This window comes from Singulisphaera sp. GP187 (assembly GCF_900129635.1).
Lineage (GTDB): Bacteria > Planctomycetota > Planctomycetia > Isosphaerales > Isosphaeraceae > Singulisphaera.
The window spans coordinates 2,233,816-2,251,915 of record NZ_FSRB01000002.1; the positions used below are offsets into that span (position 1 = coordinate 2,233,816).

Below are 18,100 nucleotides of genomic sequence, written 5' to 3' on the forward strand. Positions count from 1 at the left end.
GTGATGAGCCTACCACTCGTGATCCTGGGGACCGGAGGAAGCGTTCACGACGTCCTCGACATCGTCGAGGCGGTTAATCAGCGTACGCCGACGTGGGAGGTGGTCGGTTATCTCGACGACGCTCGGCCCGCGGGCTCCCGACACCTCGATCTCGAGGTGCTCGGCCCGCTGCACGTGGCGGAACGGTTCTATGGCCATGCCTTCGTCAATGCGATCGGCAGCGACTCGACGTTCCGACGGCTCCCCGAAATCTTGCAGTCGACGGGTCTGGCCCCGGACGAATTTACCACCCTGATCCACCCGGCCGCTTCGGTCTCCTCCCGCGCGCAACTCGGCCGAGGAGTTACGGTCAACTATGGCGTCAGCGTCGGGGGGGGAGCGAAGATCGGTAACAACGTCATCCTCTGTCCCGGATGCATCGTGGGCCATGACGCGACGATCGAGGATTATTCGATCCTCGCGCCTCGGACCGTGATTAGCGGACATGTCCATGTGGGACGAGGTTGCTATATCGGCGCGAGGGCGGTGATCCGCCAGAGGATCCGAATCGGCGCGGGATCGCTGGTCGGGATGGGGGCGGTCGTTATCCGTGAGACCGACGCCGGCTCGATCGTGGTCGGCAACCCCGCACGTCCGCTCTTGCGTGTCAACCCACTATCCCTCACCTCACTGAGCGAGACCGGAAAATGAGCCAGGTCGACGTGATCGTCCCGTGCTACAAGTACGCGCACTTCCTTCGCCAGTGCGTCGAGAGCGTTCTGACGCAGGAGGGCGTCGACCTTCGGGTTCTCATCATTGACGACGCCTCGCCCGACGACACTCCGACAGTGGCCGCGGCCTTGATCGAAGCCGATCCGCGGGTCCAATATCGCCGACATGCCGTGAACCAAGGCCATATCGCTACCTATAACGAAGGCTTGAACTGGGCCGAGGGAGATTATACCGTCCTGCTCTCGGCCGACGATCTGCTCGCGCCCGGCGCACTGGCTCGTGCGGCGAAGCCGATGGATCATGATCCGAAGGTCGGCATGATTTATGGTCGAGGGGTCGCATTCCATTCGGATCAGCCGATCCCGGAATGGCACGCGTCCGCCGAGTCGTCCGGCCTGGAAATTGTCCCCGGCAGCGAATTCCTGGAAAAGTGCTGCACCGCTGCCGACAACCCCGTGTGCACGCCGACCGCCGTCGTGCGGACTCGCCTTCAGAAGGAGTTGGGAGGTTACCGCCAAGAACTTCCCCATGCCGGTGACATGGAGATGTGGATGCGATTCGCGGCCCACTCGCCTATCGGCATTCTCTCTTCACTCCAGGCCTTTTACCGGCTTCACTCCGCGAATATGAGCTCGTATTGGTTCAATACCATTCTTGCGGACTTGAGACAAAAAAAGGTGGTATTCGATACGATCTTCGACTCTTACTCCCATCGGATCAATGACGCCGAACGGTTGAGGTCCGTGGCCAATCGCTCGATCGCACGCGAGAGCTTTTGGCAGGCAATCCTTGCGTTTGACCGCGGCGATCTCTCGTCACATCATATCATGGTGACATTTGCAGTAAACGCGTATCCTGGACTTCGTGACGAGCCCGAGTGGGCTCGGATGGCGTGGAAGCGACGTTTAGGGCCAAGGTTCTGGTCGGCATTGCGGCCTCTGGCCCAGCGGATTCGTCACGTCTGGTTGAATCGTGTGACTCAGCCAAGTTGAGAGGCCAACTTCGATTCGTAGTCCTGGATGAGAGGTTCGCATGGAGCTTGCAATTCGGGTCGCGAATGTATCGAAACTCTATCATCTGGGGGCTCGCCAGCAGGCGGGTTACGCGACGCTCCGGGAGAGCCTGGGGGCGGCCGTCGCCGCTCCGATCAGGCGTCTGCGTCAGTTCTACCAGGGTGATCGCACGGGCTTGCATGACGCGCAAAGCGATGAGCATTGGGCCCTGAAGGACGTCTCGTTTGAGATCCGTCCGGGCGAGGCGATCGGGATCATTGGCCGCAACGGCGCAGGAAAATCGACGCTTCTGAAAATCCTGAGCCGAATTACATCGCCGACGGATGGCCGCGTTCGGATTCGTGGTCGCTTGGGAAGTTTGCTGGAGGTCGGAACGGGCTTTCATCCGGAATTGACTGGTCGCGAGAACGTTTTCCTGTACGGAGCCATCATCGGGATGGGCCGCCAGGAAATTGCGCGCAAGTTCGACGCGATCGTTGATTTCGCCGAAATCGACCGATTCATTGATACGCCCGTGAAGCGCTACTCAAGTGGCATGTACGTGCGTTTGGCGTTCGCCGTAGCGGCTCACATGGAACCCGACATCCTCCTGATCGACGAGGTCCTCTCCGTCGGCGACCTTGCGTTTCAGAGAAAATGCATGGAGCACACGAAGCGACTCCTGGAGAGCGATGCAACCCTCTTGTTCGTCTCACACAATATGTTTTCAATCAAGGCGCTATGCCCTCGATCCGTCTATCTCTCAAAAGGCAAAGTCGTCTTCGATGGCGCAACGGAGGAAGCCGTTTGTCACTATGACCAAGACGGAAGCATGGAGGTTGCGAACTGGGCGGAAAAGACGGTGGGCTCCGACCCCTCACAATGCCCGATCTCAATCAGCTCGATGGAAACGCTGGACGATGAGGGGCAGTCACGCACCCTCTTCAAATACGGCGACAGGATTCGCATCCGACTCCACTATGAGGTCCGGAAGCCGATTCGCGAACCGAACTTCACTGTGGCCATGGTGCGGTCCGATGCGGTGGCTTGCTGTAATTATAACACAAGCATGGACGGCTTCTCGACCGCATTGGTTTCCGGCAGCGGGACCATTGAATTACGCACTCCCCCGCTCAAACTGGTCTCCGAGCTCTACGCCCTCCATGTCCTGGTCTGGGACACTTCGTTTCAGCATCTTTACTGTGCCCAGGTCGGAAAGAGCATCCATATCAGCCATCCCGATCTTAGCACCGAGTTTGGTGTGTTTCATGAACCCGCGGAGTGGTGTTGGAGAAACTGATTGCCACCCTGCAACGCGAGCCAGGCGCACCATGGGTCCCTGGCTCTGCAATCGCGGGTTGCCTGGCCGATGCTCAGGAAAAAAAGAGGGAGAGGGAAGCAATTATGGGTGTCTCGATCGCTATTGCGACCTATAACCGGGCCGAAGAACTCGAGCGGACGCTTATCAGCCTCGATCAGGTTGATCGGGCCGGACTCGAGGATTACGAAATCCTGATTGTCGACAACCGTAGCAGTGATCATACCAGCGAGGTGGCGGCGAGGATGTCTCACCGTTTTTCGGGGCGGTTGCGGTACATTCACGAACCGAAACAAGGCTTGAGCCACGCTCGGAATCGTGCCATCTCCGAGGCTTGCTTCCCCATCATCGTTTTTGTGGACGACGACGTAAACTTTGATGGGAATTGGTTGCGTCATTTGATGGCGGCCTTCGAGACCGGCGGTCATGCCGCGATCGGCGGTCGCGCTTCGCTCATCTTCCCCCAGGCCCGACCGAAGTGGCTCGGCGAGCGCGACGAGGGGCTGCTCACGAAGGTGGAACTCGGATCAGAGCGGCGGCCAGCAAATCCAGGCGAACTCTTTGGCCTGAATCTCGCTCTCCTCAAGGAGTGGGTCGATCACGTCGGAGGGTTCAGGACGGATCTTGGCCGGGTTGGGAAATGCTTGTTGGGCGGCGAAGAATCGGAACTGCTCGAGAGAATCGCGGCGGCGGGAGGAACCCTGCTGTACGAACCGGCCCTGATTGTCGGGCACCGGGTCCCACCCGAGCGGCTCCGCCGACGCTGGTTCTGGAGCCGCTGTTACTGGGGGGAACGCGGTGAGATGCGGGTACGGCCCGAGCAAGAGGTCTGCCTGCACGAAGTCATTCGGAGAGGCTGGCACGTCGCACTCACTTGTAAGGATCTCTCGCGGGCCCTGCTCTCGCTTAGTCCTGGGAATGAAGAATGTTTTCATTACTCGTGTGTGCTTGCGGGACGACTTGGAGCGTGCGTGGGAATGTTTCTTCGTCTGGCGACGAAGCCTCGGCTGGTTCCGTTTCATTCCGTCGATCGATCCGAGTCTCGACTGCCCAGGGCTCGAGCATTCCTCGTCGGTTCATCGGGGCTTCGTGATCGTCGCTGAGGCTTGAACTGACCGTAATCAATGATGCAGAAGATCAACAACTCGTTCGTCGAAGAGCGACTCAATTTAGCCGCCATCGAGCCGCGGTGATTCGGTCGAAACCGTGCTTCCGATCGTGTAGTGTTGCACGTTCTCAGCGGTTATCTGCGTTTGCGTCGCATCTCGTCCCACCAGGCGAACTCTCTTCAATTCGTCTCAACCCCCGAAACAATCCCTGCCCTCGATTTCCAAAAACCTGCGACCTCACGGTTCCGGGTCTGCATTGAACCCGGCTCATTGTCGTGGCTCGCTCCAGTCGCTTGGGCATCGCCTGAATGAAGTCGCATGTCTCCGACAGTGACTGCAACTTGGCTCACTGAACCGCGGTCGGATCCATTCAAGCCATGACCAAACTAGGGTGTGGCGACCCTGGGACCATCGCTCCCCTGCCCATGGCAGACGCCACATCGGAGGACCTAGTGATGAACAGACGATTCCATCGTCAGTCGAAAATGAAGAAGCACCACTTTGCGAATCATCCTTTTGTCGAGGTATTGGAAGACAAAGTCCTTTTTGCTGTCAACCCAATCGTCGCTGAAAATCAGTTACCTGGTAATCCTCCGAGCGAGTGGGACATTGCCGGCTCGGGCGACACGTCGCTCCAGGGGTTCGCCACGGACATCAGTGTCGATCAAGGGCAGACGGTCTCTTTCAAGATCAACGATACATCCTCCGCTCCCTATCAAATTGATATCTATCGTATGGGGTATTATGCGGGCTTGGGCGCACGGAGGGTGGCGACGATCCCTTCCACCCAGACGCTTCGGATCGTGCAGCCGGCCCCGCTCACCGATGCGTCCACGGGGCTTGTCGACGCAGGGAACTGGGCGGTGGCCGCGACATGGGCGGTTCCCTCGACGGCGACGTCCGGGATCTATTTCGCCAAGATCACGCGCACCGATACGGGCGGGGCAAGCCATATTTACTTCGTGGTCCGCGACGATGGCGGGCATTCCGACTTACTCTTCCAGACCTCCGACACGACTTGGGAAGCGTACAACAACTGGGGTGGTGTGAGCTTCTACACCGGTCCGCTCGGCCAGAATCCCAGTCGGGCCTACGAGATCAGCTATAACCGGCCGTTCATCACCCGAACCAGCACTGTCGGCGGACGTGATTTCGTCTTTGGTGAAGAGTATCCCATGGTTCGCTGGCTGGAAGCAAACGGGTACGACGTCAGCTATTTCACCGGGGTGGATAGCGATCGCTACGGCTCGGAAATCCTTCAACATCATGGGTTCTTGTCCGTTGGCCATGATGAATATTGGTCCGGTCAGCAGCGGGCCAACGTCGAGACCGCGCGCGACGCGGGCGTGAACCTCGCCTTCTTCAGCGCCAACGAGATCTACTGGAAAACGCGCTGGGATACCAGTATCGACTCGTCCCACACTCCGTACCGAACCCTGGTCTGCTACAAAGAAACGATCGCGGCCAATAAGATCGATCCGATGGCCGGCGTCTGGACTGGCACCTGGCGCGATCCCCGGTTCCGCACTCCAGGGGACGGCGGTTTGTCGGAGAACGCTCTCTCAGGTCAAATCTTCGTCGTCAATCGCGGTCCTGGGGGCGAGACCGGGACGTCGATGAATGTTCCCCAAGCCGATGGACTGCTACGGCTCTGGCGCAACACCGCCGTCGCCGGCCTTGCGCCCGGTCAGACCGCGACGCTCGGCGATCAGGTTCTCGGCTACGAGTGGGACGAGGATCGTGACAACGCATTCCGGCCCGCCGGCCTGATTCGCATGTCCTCGACGACTCAGAACATCCCTCAGTTAATTGATGACAGTTATGTGAACTGCCCATTCGGAGGCTCGGGGGCCAACCCGGGAGGGGTGTGCGCGTCGTGCGGTTGTGTCGTCAAAACGGGGACCGCGACCCATAGCCTGACCCTCTACCGCGCCAGCAGCGGGGCCTTGGTCTTCGGCGCGGGGACGGTCCAGTGGTCGTGGGGCCTGGACGGGACCCATGATGGAGGCTCGACAGTCCCCGACCAGAGCATGCGTCAGGCGACTGTCAACCTGTTCGCCGACATGGGCGTTCAACCCGCGACGCTCCAGTCCGGCCTGGTCTATGCCACGATGTCGACCGACACGGTCGGCCCCTCATCCGTCGTCACCTCGCCGTCATCGGGTTCGAGCCTCCAGGTCGGCGTTCCGATCACGATCACCGGTACCGCGGCGGATACCGGCGGTGGCCGGGTGGGGGGCGTCGAGGTCTCGGTCGATGGCGGACAAACCTGGAGCCGAGCCACGGGACGAGAAAATTGGAGCTACACCTGGACGCCTGCCATCAGCGGCCTGATCCTCATTGAAAGCCGCGCCACCGACGACAGCGCCAACATCGGCAAACCCTCGGCAAGTGTCTCCGAAAACGTCACGCTCATGCCCACGAGCGCAACCGGGCTTGTCGCCGAGTACAACTTCGACGCGGGGAGTGGCACGACGCTCACCGACCTGTCGGGTCAGAACAACAATGGGACCATCTCGAACGCGACCTGGACGACTTCCGGCCATACCGGCTCCGCGCTTGCCTTCAATGGCACGAACAGTTGGGTGACGGTCGCCAACTCCAGCTCGCTCAATCTGAGCAGCGCCATGACACTGGAGGCCTGGGTCAAGCCCACCTCCATCACCAACCCCAGTCCCCTTCTCTTCAGGGAGGGAGCCGGAAACAGTGCATACTCACTTTATGGTGCCTATAAGTCCGTACCCAGTATTTATATCAACCACAATATCACAGGGGAGCTCAGCGCCCCGGCCTACCAGTCCCTCGCGACGAATACGTGGAGCCATGTCGCGGCCACGTACGATGGATCGACGCTTCTCCTCTATGTGAACGGAGTCAGGGTCAGTCAGGCCACGGGTGTCACCACCTTGTCCTCGTCCGGCGGGGCGCTTCGGATTGGGGGAGACTCCACGTTCGGCGAGTTCTTCAATGGCCTGATTGACGACGTCCGGATTTATAATCGTTCCTTGAGTATGGCGGAAATTCAAGCCGACATGGGCACCCCCGTCGGAGGCGCCATGGATAGCACGCCCCCCACCGCCGCGATCACATCGCCGGTTGCCAATGCAAGCCTCAGCGGAACCACCACGATCGTGGCGAATGCAACGGACTTCACCGGGGTCGCCGGCGTCCAGTTCCTGCTCAACGGCAGCCCACTCGGGGTCGAAGATGTTGCCGCACCGTTCTCGTTGGCCTGGAATACGACGAGTGTGGCCAACGGGACCTATCTTTTGTCGGCGCGAGCACGCGACATGGCAGGGAATTTCAAGACCTCCAGCACCGTGTCGGTTACTGTCAATAATCCCACCGATTTGGTCGCTCCGACGGTCCGGCTCATGAGTCCCTACGCCAACACGACGGCTGGCAGCCAGATGGTTCTTGCGGCCTTCGCTTCGGATAACGTCGGTGTCACCCAAGTGCAGTTCCTGGCCAACGGCAATCCGCTCGGGTCGGCGCTCACGACGGCCCCGTACAGGGCCCTTGCCACCCTCGCGACGGGCACCTACACCATTACCGCCGTGGCGACCGACGCCCATGGCAACCAGGCAACCTCGAGTTCGTTCACGGTGACGGTGGATACCACGGCTCCGACCGTGACCAGCCAGTCCCCTGCTCCGAACGCGACTGGAATTGCCACAGACAGTCCCATCAAGGTCACGTTCAATAAGCCGATTTTGTTCAATCCGAACAATGTCTCCGTAACCGGTTCCAACGGGACTGTGACCGGCAGTCTGATTTATGACGCTCCCACGCAGTCCTTGATCTTCTCGCAGGACCTGATTCCGTCAACCAGATACACCGTCACTCTCAACGGGATCTCAGACATTTATGGCAATGTTCAGGCGCCGATTTCCTGGTCCTTCACCACCTCCAGCGTGTACCGTGCCTCCTTCTGGGGAGGCGGAGCGATTCCTGACATTGCCTCCGCTACTGACCATGCGGCCGTCGAGGTCGGTATGAAGTTCACGAGCGGCACCGCGGGACAGATCACCGGCATCCGCTTCTACAAAGGGGCCGCGAACACCGGGACCCATGTCGCCCACCTCTGGACCGCCACGGGAACCCTCCTCGCCACCGCCACGTTCACGGGTGAGTCGGCGTCGGGGTGGCAGCAAGTTCTCTTCTCCGCGCCGGTGGCCATTTCCGCGAATACGACCTACGTTGTCTCCTACTTCGCCCCCGTGGGTGGCTATGCGACCACGGCCGGATACTTCGCCAATTCAGGGTTCGACAACGGGGATCTCCACGCGCCCTCAGGTCCAACGAGTGGTGGTAACGGACTCTACCTCTATACCAACAGCGGCGGATTCCCCAACGCTTCGTTCCAATCGAGCAACTACTGGGTCGACCCCATCTTCGGGCTCTCCGGCGCCGACACCACCCCACCCTCGGTCAGCCTTGTCACGCCAGCCAGCAACGCGACCGGTGTGGCGGTTGGCACGACCGTCTCCGCCTCCTTCAGCGAAGCGGTTCAGCCCAGCACCATCGTGATGACGCTGACAGGGCCGGGAGGAGCCGTCGCGGGATCGTTCGCCTACACTACCAGCACCAACACGGCCACGTTTACGCCGTCGGCCCCGCTGGCCGCGTCGACCACCTACACCGTCAACGTCAGCGGCGCCAAGGACCTCGCCAACAACGTCATGGCTCCAACCTCCTGGTCGTTCACCACCGGAACCGGCAGCGTCTCGGTCAGCTCGTTCTGGAGTAACTCCGTGATTCCCGCGGTTGCTTCGGACGCCGACACCTCGGCCGTCGAGCTTGGCATGAAATTCACCAGTGACACCGCGGGAACCATTACGGGGGTCCGCTTCTATAAAGGGGCCGCGAACACCGGGACCCATGTCGCCCACCTCTGGACCGCCACGGGAACCCTCCTCGCCACCGCCACGTTCACGGGTGAGTCGGCGTCGGGGTGGCAGCAAGTTCTCTTCTCCGCGCCGGTGGCCATTTCCGCGAATACGACCTACGTTGTCTCCTACTTCGCCCCCGTGGGTCGGTATGCAAGCAATTCGGCATATTTCGCCACGTCCGGAGTCGATAACGGGACGCTCCATGCCCCCTCAAGCCCGGCGAGCGGAGGCAACGGACTCTACGTCTATGGCAGCAGTGGCGGGTTCCCGACGAATTCCTACAATTCGACCAACTACTGGGTCGACGTCGTCTACAGCGGCACGGACACGACGCCGCCCACCGTCACCACCAGCACACCCGCCGCGAATGCGACCGGAGTCGCGACCACCACCACGGTTTCCGCGATCTTCAGCGAACCGGTTCAGGCCGGCACCATCGTGATGACGCTGACGGGTCCGGGAGGAGCCGTCGCGGGATCGTTCGCCTACACCACCGGCACCAACACGGCCACGTTTACGCCGTCGGCCTCGCTGGCTGCGCAGACCACCTACACCGTCAACGTCAGCGGCGCCAAGGACCTCGCCAACAACGTCATGGCCCCAACCTCTTGGTCGTTTACCACCGGAACCGGCAGCGTCTCGGTCAGCTCGTTCTGGAGTAACTCCGTGATTCCCGCGGTTGCTTCGGACGCCGACACCTCGGCCGTCGAGCTTGGCATGAAATTCACCAGTGACACCGCGGGAACCATTACGGGGGTCCGCTTCTATAAAGGGGCCGCGAACACCGGGACCCATGTCGCCCACCTCTGGACCGCCACGGGAACCCTCCTCGCCACCGCCACGTTCACGGGTGAGTCGGCGTCGGGGTGGCAGCAAGTTCTCTTCTCCGCGCCGGTGGCCATTTCCGCGAATACGACCTACGTTGTCTCCTACTTCGCCCCCGTGGGTCGGTATGCAAGCAATTCGGCATATTTCGCCACGTCCGGAGTCGATAACGGGACGCTCCATGCCCCCTCAAGCCCGGCGAGCGGAGGCAACGGACTCTACGTCTATGGCAGCAATGGCGGGTTCCCGACGAATTCCTACAATTCGACCAACTACTGGGTCGACGTCGTCTACAGCGGCACGGACACGACGCCGCCCACCGTCACCACCAGCACACCCGCCGCGAATGCGACCGGAGTCGCGACCACCACCACGGTTTCCGCGATCTTCAGCGAACCGGTTCAGGCCGGCACCATCGTGATGACGCTGACGGGTCCGGGAGGAGCCGTCGCGGGATCGTTCGCCTACACCACCAGCACCAACACGGCCACGTTTACGCCGTCGGCCCCGCTGGCCGCGCAGACCAACTACACCGTCAACGTCAGCGGCGCCAAGGACCTCGCCAACAACGTTATGACGAGTGTCGCTTGGACCTTCACGACCGCAACGCCAAGCGTCTGGACCGAATCGACCCCGGCGGATTTCGCCACCGGAACCTTCAACGGGACCCTGGTCGCCGATGCGTCAGCCGGCGGAATCAAGCTGGCGTCAAATCTGCGAGACGACTTCATCAGCAGTACGCTGGGCCCGTTGTGGACGACCGTCGCATGGGGCCCCTCAGCCCGCTCGACGATCACGGGAGGCGTCGTCACGGTCGCCGCTGAGGAGATCTTCCATAATGCGGCAACGGCTACGGATACGGGGGTTGAAGGCCGGATCAGCTTTTCCAATGCCTATCAGCACTTCGGAATGGCCACCGACCTTGTGACGAGCATTGGAAATTCCTGGGCGCTGTTCAGCACGAGTGGAACGACGAACACGCTCTTCGCCCGGGTCAACGTTAACGGGGTCATGCAAGACGTCAACCTCGGCGCCCTGCCGGTCGGTTTCCATACGTACCAGATCCAGCCGGTTGCGACCGGCTTTGCGTTCTCCGTCGATGGAGTGCTCCAGACCACAATCACCGCGACGTTGCCGGCCGGAACGAATCTGAGACTCGTGCTCTCCGACTTCGCGGGAGCTTCTCAGTCCCCCCTTCAAGCGGACTGGACCCGAGTCATGGGAGGAACCTACATCTCCTCAACCTTCGACGCGGGAAAGACCACGACTTGGCTGAACGCGTCCTGGACCTCGTCACTCCCCGCCGGCACCAGTGTGATCGTCCAGACGAGCAGTTCCACCGACAACGTCACCTGGTCGCCCTGGGCAGCGGTCGTCAACGGTGGGACGATCGCGAGTCCAAGCGGCCGTTACCTGCGATACCGACTCGTGCTGACCTCGCCCGATTCGATCGCGATCCCCACCTTGCTCGGGATCTCGATCTACCGGATGTGAGAACACGCCGGCGACGAATCGGAACGGGAACCGCCAGGGAAGGCGTGAAATCCGGCCATCATCCGCCTCAGGCTGACTGTCGGCGATCGAGGCGAGCTCACCTTCGATTCGCATGTCTTCCGGTCGCCCATCGTTCGGAGGTGGAAAAGCATTGCGGAAGTCGCGGCAATGGGCGCACAAACGGGCGAGTCGACCGAGCCAATCGTCGCCCTCGCGGAGGGGATGGCCTCCGAGGTCCGGCGTCCTCGGTTAGCGGGCAAAGCGAGTGGAGGCCGAACGATACGGAGTGGGAGACGTCACGGAGGCCGGGTGAGGGGATCAGCACGGCCGCACCACCGCGATCGGTTCAGTCCCCGTTACCCACACGCACACCGTGGTCAATTTTTTGGGGACGACATCGACCCCATTGCAAGATATCAGAAATGGTGTTACACAATAAATGCCACATTCACAGATGAATGAGAAGAGTGGGTACGATCGCTCGACGCGTGGTCAGTCTCCCTACGCGGAATCGGGATGTTGGTCAACGATGCATGCTGCATTGGTGTTGCTGGGTTTGCCATATGTCCTCGACCGTCGGGTGAGCGGGCTCGGGCGGTGGATCAATCGCTTCGGGCAAGAAGTCATTGGGCTTGCGTGAGTTATGGGTCGACTGCGATCGTCGTCTGTCCACGGGTGTGGTCCTGCAACATGCGAGTGTGAGGAATACCTTGGGAATGGTCCTCGTCACGGACTGAGGGGGCAATTTTCGGGTTTTCTGTTGCAGGTATGGAATTTGCTCTTGAATGGGTTCAGGTCGTCCGTCATTTGGTTCGCGGATCCAGGGGATTCGCGGCGGAGCGTATTCGAGCCTTTCGAGCAGGCTCACGAGGATGCTTGCATCAGAGTCAGCCCTTCTCGCTTCAAGGGAGGAGCTTGACGTCTGCTCCACGAAACCGATTGAGCTGGGAAAGATCGTGTCGGAAAAATGACGATCGTTACCCTTCCACGTGGGAGGGTATCCACGCGAAACTTGGATAATCACTCGTAAGGAAATGTGCATGGATCGTATTCAAGTCCGATTAGCCGACGGTGAGACTTGGGATCCGACTGTAGGCGATCCAGCCCGGCAGGATCCTGAGTTCGACGCGCTCCTTGCCGCCGCGATCGATGTCGAGGATCATTCGGAGGCGTTGAGGGCTGAGCTAGCGTTAACAATCTATTTGTTGCGTCGGAACTATGACCTGAGTCCCGATGAACTCGCGTTGCTGCTGACGTTCACGCCGGACGATCCGGCGTTGGCGACCCTGCAGAGTGCGATTCACGATCTCGTGGTTGAGAGAATTCAGGGCAATCGGGGAGCGGTAGGGGTGCCGGCAACCGAGAACCAGCTTCCTGGCCGGTCCAACGTCATTCCGGGGACGCGGTGAAGCCACGCCGTCTGCGCAGAGAAAGGTGTTACCTGGATGATGTCCGCGCTCGATTGAGTCGCGATTTGCGCGAATGCTGAAATCTTGGCGCTGGGCAAGATCAGTTGGGGCTCGTATTTGTTGAGTGTGAGTGGGTGTCTGGGGTTCTGCCGTTTTCAGAGAGTTTGACGGGTTGTTTTTCCAAAAGCGTCAAGCCCGCCCTCGACGTTGGTTCTCGCCATGCGTCGCCCCTGCTCGGCGGATCAAGGCACAGGGCTGGGCGGTTCTGGTTCCCCGTGCGGCTTCCGGCGAGCCAAGGGATAACCTGATCGGGCCGATCCTCCCGTGAGCGATGCGTCTGTCGATCAAGGTCAGGACGAAGGTGGCTGGAGCGGTCCACTTGGGCTGGCAATCGCGAGTCTCGACCGCGATTCAACGGCAATGTCACCAGGAACTTCAACAGCCGTCTGTGATCGTGGGCCGCAGAGCGACAGCAAACTTCACGCTCGATCCCCCGGACGTGAGCCGTAGCCACGCCGATCTCCAAGGTCGTCGCAGGGCATCTCTTTTCAACGATTCGCAATCGAGCTTAAGAACGACACGAGTCGCCACGTTATCGGGTCGTCCGCCCGGATCCATCCACCCGGTGCCGTGGCCCCAGTGTCAAAAGAACCAGCCCATGGCTAGGCCCAAAGCCAAGGGAGTTCACGCTCCCCGCTCGCCATTCAGAGGCGAGCGAAATCCCTTGTACCACGATCGGTACCGTCCCTTGTTCGTTGGTATTCGCTCGCCTTCCAAAGGCGAGCGGGGAGCTGATCGCTCCCTGTCTTCCGACGGACGAAGAGCCCTCAGCAACATGGCGACAGTTTCAAAACCGGAAACTGTAGCCAGGGCGCCGGGTTAATGGATCCGGGCCACCCGAGGTTGGGCGGAACACACGGTAACGTGGCGACAGTCTCCAAAACCGTGATCGGCAGCTTGCATCTCTCCTCATCTCTCACACCGCAACGCAACCACCGCCCCCCCCGCTTCGGTAAACCCGCGCCAGACGAACCGTCGACCCGCGTGGCGTGGGGCAGCGATACGTCGAAAGCATCGCTCCACGCTGGTTTGGCAACCCATCCTCCTTGATGTCACGAGACGAGTCGATTGCCAGATCGAGAGAAGTGAATCACTTCGTGCTCGACGAGAAGGGGTAAACATGAAACGCAATTGTGCATGCAGCAATAAGCGTGTGCGTAGTTGCGATCTTCCCATCTTTCATTCGATCCGCCGCGTGAGTGGCGATCTGATGGTGCCGAAAATGATTGATGTAGAGTCCGCAATCAAGGCCAGATTTGATTTGCTGTCACCGCTACTCAATGAGCGGACCCGCCGTCTCATCAGTGCGGCTGAGGCAGGGGTCTTGGGACGCGGCGGCATCACGATCGTCTCCCGGCTCACGGGAGTCTCGCGTCGTGCCATCGCCGCTGGGCTCGCAGAGCTACGGTCGCGCGACAATTCCGCACGGGGGCGGGTTCGTCGCCCTGGGGGAGGTCGACGACGGAGAATTGTCGATGACGACACGCTGGTCCGAGATCTTGAGCAATTGATTAACCCCGTATCCAAGGGCGACCTTACGTCTCCCTTGAGATGGACCTGCTCCAGTGTGCGAACCTTGGCCGCGGAACTGGTTCGGATCGGGCACGCGACGAGCCATCGGATGGTGGCGGAATTGCTTCACAGTTCTGGGTATAGCCTTCAATCAAAGCGACGGCGCGTGGAGGGAGGCGGCCCGAGTCATCGTGACATTCAGTTCGGGTACATCAATCATAAGGTCAGCGAAGCGCTTCGCACCGGGCAACCCGTCATCACGGTCGAGTCGATGACGAAGGAAATTGTGGATCAACCGAAGTCCAAGGGAAAATCGGTGACTCCGGATGAAATCCACAGACCCGATCGCTTAGAAAATGTCAATGTCGGAGAAACCGGGCGATGTGAATTTCATTTGGACGATGAGCACGCCGGAGCTCATGGGAAAGGCCGGAGCGGCGTGATGGTGGATCGCGATATGACCGAGTTTACCGTCGAGGTCATCCATCGCTGGTGGCAATCGATGGGGAGCAAGCTCTTTCTGAAGGCCCAGAGTTTGCTGGTCGTGGCCGACATTGGTGGCGGCGATGACTTGACAGCTCACCTCTGGCGATCGGGACTTCAAAAACTCGCGAATGAGACCCAACTGGCGATCTCGGTCTTCCACTTTCCACCGGCGACCACGCGGTGGAGTCACATCGAGCATCGACTCGTCGCGACCATCAGCCCGTACTTGCGCGATAAACCGGCAGTCAGTCATGACGTCGTCATCAGCCTCGTCACAGCGGCCCCCGCGGTCAGCGAACCTGGGGCCACGCGCTCACTCGTTCAGGAAGGTTCGACGCGCGGTACCGAATTGACCTACCAGGAGATCGAGAATCTCCTGTTGACGGCGGAGGGGTTACACGGCGGCTGGAACTATACAATCGTTCCCAACACCGCAGCGCAATAAGGCGGTTTGCCACGGGAATCGACGCGGGGTTCGCCCCAACCACGGGCGTTCCGAGCTCGTCCTCCAGCGTTTTACCGTCGATTGGTGCACGCTCTCGCCGGTTTCAGCCCCAACGGGGCGGGCTAAGGCAGCCCGGGCAATGCCCCATGTAATCGACATGTTCGCATTCCATGGCCCTGCAAGGGCGGCTTAATCCGAGCGGCAGCCTTGCGACGTAGTTCGTGCCAATGCAACCCTTTAAGTCGCCGTTTCGGGGCCGCTGATCCTCGTGACCGAATCCCCAAGGCGTTGCCTGGGCTACCTTGGGCCGCCCCGTTGGGGCTGAACCTGAACAGTCAAACCATAAACATGCTCACGATATACGTCCAGTTCGCGATAATTCGATCGCCATCCTACGGTAATCCGCTGTAGATTATCAACGAATCCTTCTCAACAAGCCCTGAAAGAGCGACCCACGGGATTGGGCCGCTCTTTCAGGGCTTCATTTTTTTCGCTTCATGAACCCTGGACCAGCCAACAATCCACCGGATTTCCCTGGTCTCCTGTGAGTCAGGTGCTCTGAAGTGGTCAAACTCCTTGGAGATCGTCCGGGTTCTTTTCCGACTCGCGAAGTGTGAGCCCCTATTGGTGACGAGCCCTTTCCGTGTACGATCACGGGGCTCCGCGTCCTGATTCGTACGCACGACCCAGACGCAGACGCGAGGATTGGTCGGGTCGTGAGCCAACTTTGGCTCGGCCCGCCACTGGCCGGGGACGTTCGACTGGTGAAGGCCGTCGAATCCGGGGTACGTGGCAAGAAGCCGCCGTGCCAACGCTCTCCGAGGGGTAAAGGTTCAAGATATGGACGATTCCGTCGGTCCCCGGCCACGCCGCGAGCACCGCTCCGCTGGTCCCTTCTTGCGCTGGCTGCTTGAGGGGCACCTCAAAAAGCTGGAGGGGCCATGGCTAAAGAAGCCGAATGAGCACGAGCATCCCTGGTGGCAGGTCATGTGCCTGACCGGGGTCGACTACTTCTCCACGCTGGGCTATCAGCCGGGGATTGCCGCACTGGCCGCAGGAGCGCTCTCGCCGATCGCCACGTTGATCCTAGTCCTGCTGACCCTGTTCGGGGCCCTGCCGATTTACGCTCGGGTTTCCCGTGAGAGCCCGCACGGCGAGGGCTCCATCGCCATGCTTGAACACCTGCTCTCGTGGTGGCAGGGCAAGCTGTTCATCTTGGCCCTGCTCGGGTTCGTGGCGACCGACTTCATTATTACGATCACCCTGTCAGCGGCTGATGCCACCGCCCACCTCGTTGAGAACCCGTTTTTGCACGACTTTCTGCACGGGCATGAAGTGGCCGTTGCGCTTGGACTGATCGCCGCGCTGGGGATCGTCTTTCTGAAGGGCTTCAAGGAAGCGATCGGGATTGCGGTGGCGCTTGTGGCCGTTTACCTGGTCTTGAATGCGGTCGTCATTGGCTACGGGCTCTACCGGGTCGTCCTTCATCCGAAAGTCATTGGCGATTGGAACCGGCGGCTCTTCGAGGCCCACGGCAACCCGATGGTCATGCTCGCGATCTCCTTGATGGTCTTTCCCAAGCTGGCGCTGGGCCTCTCCGGTTTCGAGACCGGTGTGGCGCTCATGCCGCTGGTCAAAGGGGGGCCGAAGGATACTCCTGAGAGTCCCGAAGGTCGCATTCGCAATACGCGAAAGCTTCTGGTCGTCGCGGCCCTGATCATGAGCGCCTACCTGATCAGTAGTAGCTTGGTGACGACTCTGCTGATCCCGGCCGAGGAGTTTCGCCCGGCGAGCAACGGATACCCGGCCGGCAAGGCCAACGGTCGCGCCTTATCCTATCTGGCGCATGGCTTCCTGGGCGAGATGTTTGGGAGCATCTACGATCTTTCGACGATCCTCATCCTCTGGTTCGCAGGCGCGTCGGCCATGGCCGGATTGTTGAATATCGTCCCGCGCTACCTGCCACGATTCGGCATGGCCCCGGAGTGGACCCGCGCGGCCCGTCCATTGGTCTTGATCTACACCGCGATCGCGTTCGCCGTCACCATCATCTTTCGGGCCAGCGTCGATGCGCAAGGAGGGGCATACGCCACCGGCGTCCTGGTCCTGATGACCTCGGCCTCGGTCGCCGTGACCCTCTCGGCCAAGCGTCGCGGTTCCAGGCGAGTGGCGGCAGGGTTCGGTGCCATTGCACTCGTGTTTGCCTACACGACCGTCGTCAACGTCCTTGAGCGACCGGATGGCGTAAAGATCGCTAGCTTCTTCATCACTGCGATCGTGGCGGTTTCATTCGTCTCGCGAATCTGGCGCACCCTGGAGTTGCGCGTCGAGGCGACCGAACTCGATGAGACAGCTCAAGCCTTCATCGACGACTTGGGTTCGGGCGGGATCCACATCATCGCGAACCAACCCGATGAACGCGACGTCCGGGAATACCAAGAGAAGGAGCGGGAGGCACGCGAGGATTTCCAGATCCCCCCCGACCATCCACTGTTGTTCTTCGAGGTCTACGTCCGAGACCCTTCCGACTTTTCCGAAGTGCTTCACGTGAGTGGGTCGGATGTGGGCGGTTATCGCGTGCTACGAGCGGAGGCCACGGCCGTCCCCAACGCGATCGCCGCGTTCTTGCTCCACCTGCGCGATATCACAGGACGGCGGCCGAATGCCTACTTCAACTGGGGCGAGGGAGATCCGCTTCTCTACCTGCTCAAGTATCTCCTGTCAGGTCAGGGGGATATCGCCCCAGTGACGCACGAGGTCCTGCGCCGGGCTGAGCCCGACCCGGCGCGGCGCCCCAAGATCCACGTCGGGGTCTGATCCGCCCGCAAGTTGTTGAATTCATCCCCT

8 protein-coding genes and 1 pseudogene are annotated in these 18,100 nt (G+C 60.5%); 8 read left to right on the plus strand and 1 reads right to left on the minus strand.

All coding sequences use genetic code 11. The features are described from left to right. Positions 1-3 precede the first annotated feature (3 nt). From BUS42_RS33160 to BUS42_RS46765, 4 genes and pseudogenes are all read left to right on the plus strand, one after another. Positions 4-690, plus strand: coding sequence for an acetyltransferase (locus BUS42_RS33160; protein ID WP_074314277.1), 687 nt, complete (start codon positions 4-6; stop codon positions 688-690). Beyond that, positions 687-1,703, plus strand: a complete 1,017-nt coding sequence (locus BUS42_RS33165) for a glycosyltransferase family 2 protein (protein WP_074314279.1) — start codon at positions 687-689, stop codon at positions 1,701-1,703. The genes BUS42_RS33160 and BUS42_RS33165 overlap by 4 nt, the downstream gene beginning before the upstream one ends. Before the next feature lie 40 nt (positions 1,704-1,743). Next, on the plus strand, positions 1,744-3,003 hold the full coding sequence (locus tag BUS42_RS33170) for an ABC transporter ATP-binding protein (RefSeq protein ID WP_074314281.1): 1,260 nt from the start codon (positions 1,744-1,746) through the stop codon (positions 3,001-3,003). Between the two features lie 104 nt (positions 3,004-3,107). Beyond that, positions 3,108-3,458: pseudogene (locus BUS42_RS46765) on the plus strand (glycosyltransferase family A protein); the annotation flags it as partial. Between the two features lie 90 nt (positions 3,459-3,548). Here BUS42_RS46765 and BUS42_RS45650 read toward each other — a convergent pair. Continuing rightward, complete coding sequence (locus BUS42_RS45650) at positions 3,549-3,884, minus strand: hypothetical protein (protein ID WP_254053951.1); 336 nt, start codon at positions 3,882-3,884, stop codon at positions 3,549-3,551. 701 nt (positions 3,885-4,585) lie between these two features. Between BUS42_RS45650 and BUS42_RS33180 the strand changes: the two genes are divergently transcribed. From BUS42_RS33180 to BUS42_RS33195, 4 genes are all read left to right on the plus strand, one after another. After that, positions 4,586-11,341 (plus strand): DUF4082 domain-containing protein, encoded by a 6,756-nt coding sequence (locus BUS42_RS33180; RefSeq protein WP_074314285.1) that lies wholly within the window; start codon positions 4,586-4,588, stop codon positions 11,339-11,341. Positions 11,342-12,381: 1,040 nt separating this feature from the next. Continuing rightward, positions 12,382-12,750: a hypothetical protein gene (locus tag BUS42_RS33185; protein ID WP_254053952.1), complete on the plus strand. Its 369-nt coding sequence runs from the start codon at positions 12,382-12,384 to the stop codon at positions 12,748-12,750. 1,282 nt (positions 12,751-14,032) lie between these two features. Next, positions 14,033-15,253, plus strand: coding sequence for an ISAzo13 family transposase (locus BUS42_RS33190; RefSeq protein ID WP_074315612.1), 1,221 nt, complete (start codon positions 14,033-14,035; stop codon positions 15,251-15,253). Positions 15,254-16,093: 840 nt separating this feature from the next. Continuing rightward, positions 16,094-18,070, plus strand: coding sequence for an APC family permease (locus BUS42_RS33195; RefSeq protein ID WP_074314287.1), 1,977 nt, complete (start codon positions 16,094-16,096; stop codon positions 18,068-18,070). Positions 18,071-18,100: the final 30 nt, after the last annotated feature.

Bases quoted from the DNA above. Each gene is read 5' to 3' on its own strand.
- BUS42_RS33195 (WP_074314287.1), top strand. From the start codon at position 16,094: ATGGACGATTCCGTCGGTCCCCGGCCACGCCGCGAGCACCGCTCCGCT.
- BUS42_RS33160 (WP_074314277.1), top strand. From the start codon at position 4: ATGAGCCTACCACTCGTGATCCTGGGGACCGGAGGAAGCGTTCACGAC.
- BUS42_RS33170 (WP_074314281.1), top strand. From the start codon at position 1,744: ATGGAGCTTGCAATTCGGGTCGCGAATGTATCGAAACTCTATCATCTG.
- BUS42_RS33190 (WP_074315612.1), top strand. From the start codon at position 14,033: ATGATTGATGTAGAGTCCGCAATCAAGGCCAGATTTGATTTGCTGTCA.
- BUS42_RS33180 (WP_074314285.1), top strand. From the start codon at position 4,586: ATGAACAGACGATTCCATCGTCAGTCGAAAATGAAGAAGCACCACTTT.
- BUS42_RS33185 (WP_254053952.1), top strand. From the start codon at position 12,382: ATGGATCGTATTCAAGTCCGATTAGCCGACGGTGAGACTTGGGATCCG.
- BUS42_RS33165 (WP_074314279.1), top strand. From the start codon at position 687: ATGAGCCAGGTCGACGTGATCGTCCCGTGCTACAAGTACGCGCACTTC.